The organism is Hydrogenophaga laconesensis, assembly GCF_031457235.1.
In the GTDB taxonomy this organism is placed as follows: Bacteria; Pseudomonadota; Gammaproteobacteria; order Burkholderiales; family Burkholderiaceae_C; genus Hydrogenophaga; species Hydrogenophaga laconesensis.
This window is the reverse complement of record NZ_JAVDWE010000017.1, coordinates 90,689-104,176: the sequence shown is the minus strand read 5'-3', so window position 1 is coordinate 104,176 and position 13,488 is coordinate 90,689. Positions and strand designations below refer to the sequence as shown.

13 protein-coding genes and 1 tRNA gene are annotated in these 13,488 nt (G+C 63.6%); 11 read left to right on the top strand and 3 right to left on the bottom strand.

Annotation, left to right across the window (positions count from 1 at the left end):
* Positions 1–14: 14 nt before the first annotated feature.
* From J2X09_RS23460 to J2X09_RS23415, 10 genes are all read left to right on the top strand, one after another.
* Positions 15–713: a response regulator gene (locus tag J2X09_RS23460; protein WP_204735231.1), complete on the top strand. Its 699-nt coding sequence runs from the start codon at positions 15–17 to the stop codon at positions 711–713.
* A gap of 51 nt (positions 714–764) precedes the next feature.
* Positions 765–840: transfer RNA gene (locus J2X09_RS23455), tRNA-Phe, on the top strand.
* Positions 841–1,785: 945 nt separating this feature from the next.
* Positions 1,786–2,538: an SDR family oxidoreductase gene (locus tag J2X09_RS23450; RefSeq protein ID WP_204735230.1), complete on the top strand. Its 753-nt coding sequence runs from the start codon at positions 1,786–1,788 to the stop codon at positions 2,536–2,538.
* On the top strand, positions 2,538–3,335 hold the full coding sequence (locus tag J2X09_RS23445) for an enoyl-CoA hydratase/isomerase family protein (RefSeq protein WP_204735229.1): 798 nt from the start codon (positions 2,538–2,540) through the stop codon (positions 3,333–3,335). The genes J2X09_RS23450 and J2X09_RS23445 overlap by 1 nt, the downstream gene beginning before the upstream one ends.
* A gap of 7 nt (positions 3,336–3,342) precedes the next feature.
* Positions 3,343–5,409 (top strand): acetate--CoA ligase family protein, encoded by a 2,067-nt coding sequence (locus tag J2X09_RS23440; RefSeq protein ID WP_204735228.1) that lies wholly within the window; start codon positions 3,343–3,345, stop codon positions 5,407–5,409.
* 2 nt (positions 5,410–5,411) lie between these two features.
* Positions 5,412–5,969: a cupin domain-containing protein gene (locus J2X09_RS23435; RefSeq protein ID WP_204735227.1), complete on the top strand. Its 558-nt coding sequence runs from the start codon at positions 5,412–5,414 to the stop codon at positions 5,967–5,969.
* Between the two features lie 3 nt (positions 5,970–5,972).
* Positions 5,973–6,764 carry a 2-keto-4-pentenoate hydratase gene (locus J2X09_RS23430; RefSeq protein WP_204735226.1) on the top strand — a complete coding sequence of 264 codons (792 nt, stop codon included), beginning with the start codon at positions 5,973–5,975 and terminating at the stop codon, positions 6,762–6,764.
* Positions 6,765–6,784: 20 nt separating this feature from the next.
* Positions 6,785–7,741, top strand: a complete 957-nt coding sequence (locus J2X09_RS23425) for an acetaldehyde dehydrogenase (acetylating) (RefSeq protein WP_204735225.1) — start codon at positions 6,785–6,787, stop codon at positions 7,739–7,741.
* 9 nt (positions 7,742–7,750) lie between these two features.
* A complete protein-coding gene (dmpG, locus tag J2X09_RS23420) occupies positions 7,751–8,797 on the top strand; it encodes a 4-hydroxy-2-oxovalerate aldolase (protein ID WP_204735224.1) in 1,047 nt (348 codons plus the stop codon).
* Positions 8,798–8,816: 19 nt separating this feature from the next.
* Positions 8,817–10,016: an alpha-hydroxy acid oxidase gene (locus tag J2X09_RS23415; protein ID WP_204735223.1), complete on the top strand. Its 1,200-nt coding sequence runs from the start codon at positions 8,817–8,819 to the stop codon at positions 10,014–10,016.
* Here J2X09_RS23415 and J2X09_RS23410 read toward each other — a convergent pair.
* The 3 genes from J2X09_RS23410 to J2X09_RS23400 are packed head-to-tail and all read right to left on the bottom strand — an operon-like array spanning position 9,954 to position 12,238.
* Positions 9,954–10,895 carry a LysR family transcriptional regulator gene (locus J2X09_RS23410; RefSeq protein ID WP_204735222.1) on the bottom strand — a complete coding sequence of 314 codons (942 nt, stop codon included), beginning with the start codon at positions 10,893–10,895 and terminating at the stop codon, positions 9,954–9,956. The genes J2X09_RS23415 and J2X09_RS23410 overlap by 63 nt on opposite strands.
* Before the next feature lie 33 nt (positions 10,896–10,928).
* A complete protein-coding gene (locus J2X09_RS23405; RefSeq protein ID WP_204735221.1) occupies positions 10,929–11,249 on the bottom strand; it encodes an NIPSNAP family protein in 321 nt (106 codons plus the stop codon).
* Between the two features lie 5 nt (positions 11,250–11,254).
* On the bottom strand, positions 11,255–12,238 hold the full coding sequence (locus J2X09_RS23400) for a Bug family tripartite tricarboxylate transporter substrate binding protein (protein ID WP_204735220.1): 984 nt from the start codon (positions 12,236–12,238) through the stop codon (positions 11,255–11,257).
* A gap of 160 nt (positions 12,239–12,398) precedes the next feature.
* Between J2X09_RS23400 and J2X09_RS23395 the strand changes: the two genes are divergently transcribed.
* Entirely contained in the window at positions 12,399–13,328 is a 930-nt protein-coding gene (locus J2X09_RS23395) for a LysR family transcriptional regulator (protein ID WP_204735219.1), read from the top strand.
* Positions 13,329–13,488: the final 160 nt, after the last annotated feature.

Below are 13,488 nucleotides of genomic sequence, written 5' to 3'. Positions count from 1 at the left end.
AAACACTCCGCGCCATGGCAACTATTCTGGTCGTAGACGATGAACTGGGGATTCGGGACCTGCTCTCGGAAATCCTCAACGACGAAGGTCATACGGTCGAGCTCGCCGAAAACGCTGCACAGGCCCGCTCCGTGCGCGCCCAGCTTCGCCCCGACCTCGTGTTGCTCGATATCTGGATGCCCGACACCGATGGTGTCACCCTGCTGAAGGAATGGGCCAGCACCGGCATGCTCTCCATGCCCGTGATCATGATGAGCGGCCACGCCACCATCGACACCGCGGTCGAAGCCACACGCATCGGCGCCACGGCATTCCTCGAAAAGCCCATCACCATGGCCAAGCTGCTCAAGGCTGTGGACCAGGGCCTGAACAAGGCGCCGGCCAAACCCGGTGGCAGTGCGATTCCCTCGACCTTGCGCGTGGGCAACATGCTGTCGCCGGAGCTCACGGTGGAAGCCGTCATGACCGGCAGTTCGCTGCCTGAACCCGCATTGGACCTTGGGCCGCAATCGTTGCAGTCATTCAACCTGGACGGCCCGCTGCGCGAGGCCCGCGACGAATTCGAGAAGGCCTACTTCGAATACCACCTCGCCAAGGAAGCCGGTTCCATGACCCGCGTGGCCGAAAAGACCGGCCTGGAACGCACCCACCTGTACCGCAAGCTCAAGCAACTCGGCGTGGACCTCGCGCGCAGCAAGCGCAACGCGCTCTGACCGGCTGGAAAGGGGCCTCCTGGAAGCTGCTACAATCTCGCTTCTGACCAAGGCCCGGTAGCTCAGTTGGTAGAGCAGCGGATTGAAAATCCGCGTGTCGGTGGTTCGATTCCGCCCCAGGCCACCAAATTCAAGTCCAGCACGGTGTGCTGGCGTCCAAAGCCCTAAGTGAATCAAGCACTTAGGGCTTTTTTGTTGTCCAGGCTGGTGCAGTAAAAGCCGGGGACATCTGGTTCATTGTGCAGTAACTTGCGCAGTAACAGGAATTTCTTGCACTCCTGACGCTGCAAGTTACTGCGTACTCATGGATAAATTGGTTCGGCCGGCAATGCCGGCAGATCGCGGAGAGGGTGATGCCAGTGCTGTCGAGCTTGGACGATCTGTTGGAACTAAGCGCCGGCTCCTTAGAGTTCGCACGACCTCCTCCTACTGCAAATCTAAGCGCGGCTGCGCACGAGGAGGTATGAAATGAGCGGGCGACCTGATGCGCAAAGAAGTTGCAGGCCTGACACTGGACGCTTTGATGGACCCTCCGAAGATCTGGACATCTTTCCTGCCGGATGTGACGCTTTGCAGGGGCTATCGGGCGGATATCGTGCCGACGCGATGATCTGCTGGACACAACTTGAACGAGCTCCGATTGCGGAAAGCGTGCGATCGCACGAGCAGTCCTAAACACATCGCTGGACGCATGACTCCTGTCCCCGACCTGTCCGTCGGACAAGTCGTGCCGGTGACTTTATTCTCGGCGACGCACCTCTTCCGCACGCGAGCACAGTTTCAGGGAATCGCTTTTGCTACCTCGTGCAAGCATTCCGCGATGGCAAATGCGCTGGCAAATGCTACGCGCTGGCGCTCGTTCGCTGCTTGGTTCAAGGAGATGGCCACCCTCGTAGTCGGCCGTCGACGCTTGCATCAAGCGCCATCTCGAACAGCCTTTCATACGCCTCGTCTTGCTGCGCTCTGAGCGTGTATCGACCAGGGCGATAGTTCGAATCGCCCTGTACCTCTGGTTTCACATCCACGCGGCCGATAAATTTCTCGCTCACCCACAACGAGCGAGACAAGGCCCATGGGCAATCCACCCAACATCATCATCACCGGTTCCGCACGAGGCATAGGCGCGGCCACCGCCGTGGAAGCCGGTCGCGCTGGCTACCGTGTATGCGTCAACTACGTCAACAACCGTGACGCCGCTGAATCCGTTGTCGCACGGATTCAGTCGGAGGGTGGGGAAGCCATCGCTGTGCGTGCTGATGTCTCTGACCCGGCCCAGGTGAAGCTGCTCTTCGAAGAAACGACCCGCAATCTGGGTCCAGTAACGCACCTGGTGAACAACGCCGGCGTTCCTGGACGAATTGGCAGGGTGGAAGAGTTGCACGAACAGACATTGCGCAGGACGTTCGAGGTCAACGTGTTTTCTGCTTTTCTCTGCGCACAGGAGTTCGTAAAACGTGCATCCACCCGACATGGCGCCTCGGGCGGCACCATCGTGAACGTGTCGTCGATGGCCGCCCGATCGGGATCTCCTGGTGAGCTCGTCCACTACGCCGCCGCCAAGGCCGCGCTGGAAGCTTTCAACTACGGGTTCGCAGCCGAAGTCGCCACCGAAGGCATTCGAGTCAATGCCGTGTCTTGCGGATTGATCGACACCGACATCCATGCCGAGGCCGGTGACGCTGAGCGAGTCAGGCGCTACGCCACCCGCATGCCGATGCAGCGCGCCGGTCGCCCCGAGGAAGTGGCTCAGGCGATCGTCTGGCTGCTGTCTGACAAGGCCTCGTACGTCACCGGTGCGGTGCTTCCAGTCGCGGGAGGTCGATGATGAGCTGGACCAATGCTTACCAACACCTGAGTTTTCTTCGCAACGGCCGCGTGCTCACCATTGTGATGAACCGGCCTGAGGTGAAGAACGCCGCCAATGTGCGCATGCACCGCGAACTCTCGACGGTGTTTTCTGATGCGCAGCGTGACCCGGACAGCGACATTCTGGTGTTGACCGGTGCGGGGGACGCTTTTTCGTCGGGCGGCGATATCCGCAGCATGGTGGACAAGATCGCAGACCGCACCCTCTGGAACGACACGGTCGACGAGGCCAGGGCGCTGTTCTATTCCATTCTGGATCTCCAAAAACCTCTGATCGCTCGTGTGAACGGCGCGGCCACCGGCCTGGGGGCCACGCTCGCTGTCTACGCTGACATATCGATCGCCGCGGAAAGCGCTGTCATCGGTGATCCGCATGTGAAAGTCGGTCTGGCGGCTGGCGACGGTGGGGCGCTGATGTGGCCGATGCTGGTCGGCTTCCAGCGCGCCAAGGAGCTTCTCTTTCTGGGAGACAACCTCAGTGCTACCGAGGCAGCGAAGCTGGGGCTGGTGACGCACGCGGTTCCGGATGACGAGCTGGATGCGCGCATCGATGCACTGACGGCAAGGCTCCAGAAGATGCCGCCGGTGGCCCTGCGAGGAACCAAACGGGCCATCAACCACACCTTGAAGCAGTTGGCGTTGGCCACCTTCGAGTTTGGTGTGTCACTGGAAACGCAGAGCCAGTTGACCCAGGACCATGCGGAAGCGGTGAATGCCTTCGTCGAGAAGCGAAAACCGGCTTTCACCGGACGCTGAGGCCGCCATGACAGGACTGGATGCGCTTTTCCGCCCACGCTCGGTGGCGATCATCGGTGCGAGCTCTGACCCCAACAAGGTCGGCGGTCGACCGCTGCATTTCCTGCAGAAGGCCGGGTACCAAGGCCGGTTGCTGCCCATCAACCCGAGTGCTGCGGAGGTGCAGGGGGTCCGTGCCCACCGCTCGTTGTCGGAGATCCAGGAGCCCGTGGATCAGGCCATCATTGCCGTGGCGGGACGCCAGGTGCTCGAGGTGGCCAGTGAGTCCATTGCCCATGGGGTGAAGGCGCTGCAGATCTTCTCGGCGGGTTTTGGCGACGACGCCAACGACACCCGTCTGCTGCTCGAACGCGCCCGGGCGGCAGGTGTGCGTGTGCTGGGCCCGAACAATCTCGGCTTGTTCAATGCTGTCGATGGCTTCTTCGGTACTTTTGCCACGGCGCTCGATGGCGCCTGGCCGAGCCGGGGCAGCGTGGGCGTTGTCACGCAGTCTGGCGCGTTTGGCTCGTATTTCTTCGGCATGGCGCAGCGGCGGGGGCTCGGGTTCTCCCACTTCGTGACCACGGGCAACGAAAGCGATGTGGATGTCGCGGATTGCATTGCCTACCTGGCGAACGACGCGGACACCCAGGTCATCGTCACTGCGATGGAAGGGTGTCGAGACGGCCGGAAGCTGGCGAGCGCGCTGGCTGCGGCGCGCTCAGCGGGCAAGCTCGTGCTTGCCATGAAAGTGGGTGTCTCACCCGAGGGGGCGCTGGCCGCTGCCACCCACACCGGCTCCCTGAGCGGCGAAGACAGGGTCTTCGATGCCGTGCTACGGGATCTGGGAATTGCCCGCGCCCAAAGCCTGGCGCAGCTGGTGGAGGCCGCCTACCTCGCCACCATCGGGCCGCGCCCCCTCGATCGATCTGCACTCGTCGTCACCACCTCCGGTGGCATTGGTGTGCTCTCTGCAGACGCAGCGCAGTCTGCTGGTCTTGAGCTCCCGCACATCAGCAATGGCGCCCATGCGCGGGTGAAGGCCATTGCATGCTTGGCGGACGGACGCAATCCGGTGGACACCTCGGCGGGAATCATCGGCGACCTGAGCGCCTACGCCCAGATCACGGAGGTCGCGCTGGAAGGGCAGCGCTATGCGTCAGTGGTCTGCTACATGGCGCACATCGCACGCAATCCCTCGCATTGGGCTCAACTGCGCGAGCCGCTCTACGCCTTGCGGCGGCGGTTCCCCGCGGTTCACTTCGCTGCGGTGCTGCTGAGCGACCAGGGTACCACCAAGGATCTGGAGGCTCACGGATTTTCCGTGTTCGAGGACCCGACCTCCGCGATACAGGCCATCGCCGCGTGCTCCCCGTTGCCTGCCCTGTCAGAACTCTTCACCCCGACAGCCGACGACACGCCGGGACAGACGATTGACGGCCCGCTGCGCACCGAGGCCGAATGCAAACAGGCCTTGGCGGCGTTGGGCATTCCGTTCGCACCCGAGCGGGTGGTCACGGACCTTGACACCGCGGTTGTCGCGGCGGACGAGGTCGGCTTTCCTGTGGTGCTCAAGATCGTCTCGCCCGATATTGCACACAAGACCGAGGTAGGTGGTGTGCGGGTGGGCCTCAACAACTCCTCCGAGTTGCGTGCTGCGATGGTCGAGATGAAAGAGACGGTGCACCGGCATGTGCCCACGGCGCGCATCGAAGGGTTCATCGTCGCTCGCCAACTGATGGGGGGCGCGGAAATCCTGGTGGGCACGCAGCGTGACCCGGTGTTCGGTCCGGTCGTGACGGTGGGAGCGGGTGGTGTGCTTGCCGAACTGCTCGACGACGTTCAGGTGCGCCTGGCCCCGGTCGACCTGGCCTCGGCCCGGGATCTGCTGGCGCGCACCCGCATCGCGGCCCGGCTTTGTGAAGGCTTTCGGGGCAGTGTGCCGGCCGATCTGGACGCGCTGGCCCAACTCGTCGCCCGCATTTCCCAGGTGGCCTGGACGCACCGGGACCAGATCGCAGGTATTGACCTCAACCCCGTGCTGGCGTTGCCCAGCGGTGCGTTCGCGCTGGACGCCCTCATTGCGAAGGACTGACGATGACACATCCCAAGCCAACGCCCAACCCGGCGCACCTGCGCAGCCCCGGCCACAGCGCGCCGTGCTCGCGCGCCGAGATGCTCAGCCGCGTCGCCCGCTTCGCCGAACGCGCGGCGGACGACGGCGCGTTTCCTGACCTCAAGCAGCAGCAAGGCCAACGCAGCGTGTCGTACCGGCTCAGTCCCCAGCAACTGGGCGGACCGGCACCCATCGCGCAGCCGCACAACTTCCATCTGTCGATTTCGTCGTTGTCCAAAGGTGTGAGGCCGACCGTTCACTCCCACCCCTACAACGAAGTGTTCATGCCGCTCAATGCACGGTTCCGGCTGCTGTGGGGCGAGCATCTGGACGAGTCCATCGACCTGGCGCCGTTCGACGTGGTTTCCGTGCCGGCCGGCGTCTTCCGGACCTTCGAGAACCTGGACGATGAGGTGGGTCACATGATGGCCATCTTCGATCATGGGGGCGATCCGCACACCGGCATCGTGGTGCCCGAGGATGTGTACCGCAAGTTCTACGTCAACTGGACACCCGGCATGGTCGGCGTGCAGGGCTGAGAGATGAGCACCGCACTTCATACCCTGGCCGACGCCTTGTGGGCGGCGGCTGCCACGCAAGTGCCGATCCCGCCGCTGTCCGAAGCCGCACGCGCACTCGGTATCGACAACACGGCGGAACACGCTTACGCCATCCAGCGCATCAACCGGGACCGCCGCTCTCGCTCGGGCGACCGTGTGGTAGGGCGCAAGATCGGCCTCACCGCAAAGGCGGTGCAACAGCAACTCGGCGTGAACACGCCCGACTTCGGTGACCTCTGGGCCGCAGGCAGCCACGGAGATGGCGACGAGATTCCCCTGCGCGGGCTGATGCAACCCAAGGTGGAGGCCGAGGTCGCCCTGGTGCTGGCACACGACGTTGATGCGGTCGATGCGACCGTGGCGGATGTCATCCGCGCGACTGCGTTCGCCTTGCCCGCGCTGGAGATCGTCGACAGCCGCATCGCCGACTGGCGCATTGGCCTGTTCGACACGATTGCCGACAACGCCTCGGCCGGTGCGTTCGTGCTGGGCGCCGACCCGGTGCGCCTGGACCGTCTGCAACTGCGAGACGCGCAGATGACCATGGTGCGCAACGACGAGACGTGTTCCACGGGCATCGGCAGCGCCTGCCTGGGCCACCCGATGAATGCCGCGGCGTGGCTGGCACGCACGCTGGCGCGCATGGGCAATCCATTGCGGGCGGGAGACATCGTGCTCACAGGTGCCCTCGGACCGATGGTTTCGGTGCAGGCGGGCGATCACTTCGAAGCGCGGATCGAAGGCCTGGGTGCTGTCTCGGTCCGGTTCGCATGACGAAAGAAAGCAGGACGGATATGAAAAAAATCAAGGCCGCAATCATCGGCAGCGGCAACATCGGTACCGATTTGATGATCAAGATCCTGCGCCAGGCGGAGCATGTCGAGTTGGCGGCGATGGTGGGCATCGACCCCACCAGCGACGGACTGTCACGCGCGCAGCGACTGGGTGTTTCCACCACGCACGAAGGAGTTGAAGGTCTGCTCGGATTGCCGCAGTTCGCCGACATCGGCATCGTGTTCGATGCCACTTCGGCCACCGCACATTTTCAGCACGAGGCACGCCTGCGTGCCGTGCGGCCCGGTATGCGCTGCATCGACCTGACACCTGCGGCGGTGGGGCCGTACTGTGTGCCCGTGTTGGCGGAAGCCGACGACGTGCTGAACGCCCTGAACCTCAACATGGTGACCTGCGGCGGCCAGGCCACCATTCCGATGGTGCGCGCCGTGTCGCGTGTGGCGCCCGTCCATTACGCAGAAATCGTGGCCTCAATCGCGAGCAAGAGCGCTGGCCCGGGAACGCGGGCGAACATCGACGAATTCACGGAAACCACTTCGCGTGCCATCGAGGTGGTGGGCGTTGCGCGGCGAGGAAAAGCCATCATCGTTCTCAATCCGGCCGAGCCACCGATGATGATGCGGGACACCGTCTACACCCTGAGCGATGTGGCAGACGAGGCCGCCATTGAAGCATCGGTGGACGACATGGCCCGTGCAGTGGCTGCCTATGTGCCGGGCTATCGACTCAAGCAGCGTGTGCAGTTCGACCGCATTCCCGCCCGCAGCCCGATTCTCATCCCGGGGATCGGTGCCGTGTCCGGTCTCAAAACGTCGATCTTTCTCGAGGTGGAGGGTGCCGCGCACTACCTGCCTGCCTATGCCGGCAACCTCGACATCATGACCAGCGCCGCCCTGGCGTGCGCCGAGCGCGTGGCGTCGCGCCTGATCGAACAGGTCACCACACCTTCCCTCTGAGGCCACTTCATGAACGCTCCTACTGGAAAGAAGCTTTACATCAGCGACGTCACGCTGCGCGACGGCAGCCATGCCGTGCGCCACCAGTACACCGTTGACCAGATGCGCCGCATTGCGCGAGCGCTCGACGACGCCCGCGTGGATTCGATCGAAGTGGCGCACGGTGACGGATTGGCAGGTTCCAGCTTTAACTACGGGTTCGGTGCCCACACCGACCTGGAATGGATCGAAGCGGTAGCGTCAGAGGTGCAACATGCCAGGGTGGCGACGCTGTTGCTGCCGGGCATCGGCACCGTGCATGATTTGAAAGCGGCTCATGCTGCTGGAGCGAGTGTGGCTCGCATCGCCACACATTGCACCGAGGCCGATGTGAGTCGACAGCACATCGAAACCGCGCGCTCCTTGGGTATGGACACCGTCGGCTTCTTGATGATGAGCCACATGACCACCCCCGCGAAGTTGGCGCAGCAGGCGCTATTGATGGAGCAATACGGGGCTACCTGCATCTACGTCGTCGACTCTGGCGGTGCCATGGGCATGGGTGACATCCGGGACCGTTTCCGCGCGCTCAAGGAGGTGCTGCGTCCCGAGACACAGACCGGCATGCACGCGCATCACAACCTCAGCCTGGGCGTGGCCAACAGCATCGTGGCGGTCGAGGAAGGCTGCGACCGGGTGGATGCCAGTCTGGCAGGGATGGGGGCTGGCGCCGGCAATGCACCGCTGGAGGTGTTCATCGCTGCTGCGGAAAAACTGGGCTGGGAACACGGGTGCGATCTCTACGCGCTGATGGATGCCGCCGACGACATCGTCCGCCCGTTGCAGGACCGGCCAGTGCGCGTGGACCGTGAGACCCTGGCGCTGGGCTACGCCGGTGTGTACTCGAGCTTTCTGCGCCACAGCGAGGCCGCCGCCGGAAAGTACGGTCTGAAAACCGTGGATGTGCTCGTCGAACTTGGCCGCCGGCGCATGGTGGGCGGACAGGAAGACATGATCGTCGACGTCGCGCTCGATCTGTTGCAGAACGGCGTGGCCGCTCGCAGCGATCCAACTTGAACAGTCCGGAGATTCCACCGTGCCTGTGGTCACCTGCATCGAAGACCTGCGCAAACTGGCCGAGGCGCGCGTGCCGCGAATGTTCTACGACTACGCAGACGCTGGCTCGTGGAGCGAGACCACCTACCGTGCCAACGAGGCCGATTTGCGCCGCATCCGGTTTCGGCAACGTGTCGCGGTCGACATCGAAGAACGAAGCGTGAGCAGCACCCTGCTCGGTCAGGCCGTGGCAATGCCCGTGGCGCTGGCGCCGGTGGGCATGACAGGGATGCAGCACGCCGACGGTGAAATCCTGGCGGCGCGCGCGGCCGCCGCCTTTGGCGTGCCGTTCACCCTGTCGACCATGAGCATCTGCTCGATCGAGGACGTGGCTGAAGCCTCGCCCGAACCGTTCTGGTTCCAGCTCTATTTGATGCGAGACCGGGCGTTTGTTGAACGCCTGATCGAAAGAGCCAGGGCGGCGCGCTGCAGTGCGCTGGTGCTGACGCTTGACCTGCAGGTGATCGGGCTGCGGCACAAGGACTTGCGCAATGGCCTGTCGGCGCCCCCCCGGCTCACGGCCAGGACGCTGGTCAACATCGCCACCAAACCGCGCTGGGCGCTGCGCATGCTGCGCACGCCACGCCGGAACTTCGGCAACATCGTGGGCCATGTGCAGGGTGTTACCGACATGGCGAACCTCTCGGCCTGGACCGCGCAACAATTCGACCCTTCCCTGAGCTGGGAAGACGTGCGTTGGGTGCGGCAGCGATGGGAAGGGCCGCTGGTGCTCAAAGGCATCATGGATGCGGACGACGCCCGCATGGCAGTCAACGCCGGGGCCGACGCCGTGGTCGTCAGCAACCATGGTGGCCGGCAGCTCGATGGTGCGCCGAGTTCCATTGAAGCGCTGCCGAGCGTGGTGGAGGCGGTGGGCGATCGCACCGAAGTCTGGATGGACGGTGGAATTCGCAGTGGGCAGGACATCCTCAGGGCGCTGGCCATGGGCGCTCGAGGCGTGATGGTGGGGCGGGCTTATGTCTACGGCCTGGGCGCGCTCGGCGAGGCGGGGGTCAGGCAATCGTTGCAATTGCTGCGCAAGGAGCTGGACCTGACGATGGCGTTCTGCGGTCGAAAGTCCATCGCCGAGGTTGATCGCTCGATTCTGTATGAATCGTCAGTGAACCATGACTTCGGTGCCAGGCGGCAAGGCGGCGCGCACGGTGTCCCTCAGCCATAGGTGTGCCGGGGCATGGTGCGCACGCTCGTGCCAGTAAAGGGCGATGTCAATGGGCCGGGTGGTGAAAGGCAGTTCGATGACCTGCACAGGAAACAGCTCCGCCAGTGCGATGGCGGCGAGGCGGGGCAAGGAGAGGACCATGTCGCTGTGAGAAACCAGGTGCGCGCTCAGCATGAACTGCGGGCTGGTGAAGGCGATGCGCCGTTGCAAACCCTGTGCAGCGAGCGCGCTGTCGACAAGGGATCCGAAGTAGTTCAGACCGCTCGGGGCCACGCTCACCTGGGGCAGATTGGCGAATTGCGCTGCGTCCACACCCTTCTCCATTTCAGGATGATCGCGCCGCGCGATGAACACTAGACGGTCGCGCAACAGCGGGCTGCGGCGCAGGCCCGCAGGGGGCTGAGGGTGGTAGGCGATCGTCAGATCGATCTCGGCCGTTTCCAGCGCGAGTTCCGTGCGCTGAATGGGGATCGGCACGATGTCCAGCGTGCAGCGAGGTGCCTGTGTGCGAACGATGCCTGCCAGCCGGGGCATCAGCAGCAGCTGCATGTAGTCGGAGGTGGTGATGCGGAACTGCTCCTGCGCGCTCAGCGGATCGAACCTGTCCGCACCGTCCTGCAAACCGCGCAACTGCTCGATGGCGGTTCGAACCCTGGGCAGGAGATCTTGTGCGCGCCTGGTGGGCACCATGCCTTCGCGAGTGCGTACGAGCAGTGGGTCGGAAAACCTGTCTCTGAGCCGGGCGAGCACCTCGCTGGCCGACGACTGCGACATGCCCATGCGATCGGCCGCGCGCGACACACTGCCTTCACGCACCAGTGTGTCGAAGCACTCCAGTGTGTGGAGATCCAGGGAGCTGCGCGCACCGGCGTTGGACATCTGTTCGACAGGCGCAGCGTGGCCTGGCTGGGCTCAATCAGCCCGGGGTGGCATCAGCGCGCGCAGCAACCGGTTGGTCTGGTGCTGCACCCACCGCTTCTCGCCCACCGTGTGGCGGTAGGCCAGCCACTGTGCGTCGGCATACAGGCCGGCGCGCCGCCGTTCCCGGTCGGCGTGGCTGTCGTACCGCCAAAGGTGGACGAACTGGTTCAGGTCGCCGGTTTCGGTCACGTAGTAGGCATGCGGCTCGCCCAGGTGGCGCCGCATGATCGGCAGGGCCACAGCCATGTGATGGCTCAGGTACTCGTCGAGCAGTCCTGGCGCGATGGTGTACGTGCGTTCGTCGACGATCATGCTGCTCACTCGGCCTTGATGTTTTTCTCGCGGATGATGCGCGTCCACTTCGCCAGATCGTCCCGCGTGGCTGCGGCTAGGTCCTCAGGGGTGCTGCGCACCGCTTCAAGCCCCAGCGCGGCGTACTTTTCGCGTGACGTCGGAAGATCGACGATGCGGTGGATCTCGCGGTTCAGCCGCAACACGATGTCCCGTGGCGTGCCCGCTGGACCGTACACCGCGTACCAGGCAGAAGCCTCGAAGCCTGGCAGGCCAGCCTCGCTCATCGTGAGCACGTCTGGCCAGGCGGCCAGGCGGCGAGGCGAGGTCACGGCCAGAGGGCGCAGGCGCCCATCCTTGATGAACGGCGCGAACGCGGCCACGCTGTTGAACATCACGTTCACCCGGCCGGCTAGCAGGTCGGGCATCACCTGGCTGCTGCCTTTGTAGGGCACATGAAGCATCCTCACCCTAGCCTGTTCTTCGGCCAGCACGGCGGCCATGTGCTGCATAGTGCCGACACCCGACGATGCGTAGCTGATCTGGTCCGGCTGGGCGCGCGCTGCGGCCACCATGTCTGCCACGTTCTTGAAGGGCGAGTTTTGCGCCACACCGAGCATCAGCGGCGTATTAGCCACGAGTGCAATCGGCGTGAAGTCTTTCAGCGAGTCATACGGCATGCTCGCATACAGCGCCGGGTTAATCGAGTGGGTGGCCGTAGTGGTCAGCAGCAGCGTGTATCCGTCGGGCGCCGCCTTGGCCGCCGCATCCGCCCCCAGATTGCCGCCGCCGCCGGCCTTGTTCTCGACAAAGGCGCTGCCCAGTCCGGCACTCATTTCCTGCGCAAACAAGCGGGCCAGAATGTCGGGCCCGCCACCTGGCGCGAATGGCGCGATGATCCGGATGGGCTTGGCTGGCCACGCACCCGGTTGCTGGCTGTGGGCGGGGAAGGCCTGCCAGGCGCATGCAGCCGCAGCCAGTGTGAGAAGGTTTCGTCTCTGAATGTCCATGCTGCCTGTCTCCTTGTATTTGGTGGCCATTGTGTCGGGCGCTCGCGCACCGGGCTATGGCCCCCAGGGATATAGTCATCATGCGCCGGCCGCATGATCGTGAAGACATCTACCGGGTTTGCGCAGGCTTGCCGCGTTCCCGCATTCACCGAAGGGCGCAATGAACGATATTCACAAGCAACTCGATCTGAGCCTGTTGCGCAGCCTGGATGTCCTGGTTTCCGAGGCGCATGTGTCCCGAGCGGCCGAGCGACTTGAAATGAGCCAGCCTGCCATGAGCCGAGTGTTGGCCAGGCTGCGCGAACGCTTCGGCGATCCCATTCTCGTGCGGGGGATCAGCGGCATGCAGCCCACTCCACGGGCACTCGCGCTGGCGGAGATCTCGCGCCGAATCCTTCACGATGTCGAACAGGTCTTAGGCAATTCTCTGCCATTCGAGCCATCAACCTGTTCTCAGTCGTTCCGCATCATCGCCACCGACTACACGCACGCGGTTTTCATCCCGCAGCTGGCCGCCGCCCTGCAGGAGCAGGCGCCCGCCGCCTCGTTGTCTATCAAGCACCCCATCCACCCGCGGGCGTTGCTGTTGGGATTCGAAGAAGGGGAAATTGATCTGGCGGTGGGTCACCTGGAAGAGCCTCCTGGCAACTTGCGATTTGTCCCACTGTTCGAGGACAGCGTGAGCTGTCTGATGCGAAGCGACCATGCCTACTTGAGCGGACCTGCAGACCTGCAAGCCTTTGCCGAACTGCGCCACATTTTGGTCACGCCTTCGGGGTTCGGTCACTTTCAATCCAATGTCGACCGGGCGCTCGCTGCTGTGGACTTGAAGCGACGTGTTGGAATGCTAAGCCAGCACTTCATGGCCGCACCTTTTGTCGCAGCAAAAAGCGATATGGCTGTGTTGATGCCACGCAGGCTTGCAGAGCACTACAGCAAACTGCTCGGCCTGACCCTGGTCCCTCCTCCGCTCGACATCAAGCCATACAAGGTCTTTATGTACTGGCACGAGCGAAGCCACTTGGTACCTGCGCACCGTTGGCTTCGTGGCGTCGCTGACGAATGCGGAAGATCGTTGATATGCGGATAGGGCCCAGGAATTGACGTTCGGGGCAATTCTGGTTGATCGGCCCCTTTCGTTAGGAGACTGGGTTTCGTCCAGAGGGGCCAGTCCCTTTCCCTTGAGCCCCTAAACAGTCTACGAGAACCGTACAAGCTCTAGGAGACGATCGCATGCAGCTCGAGTTGAA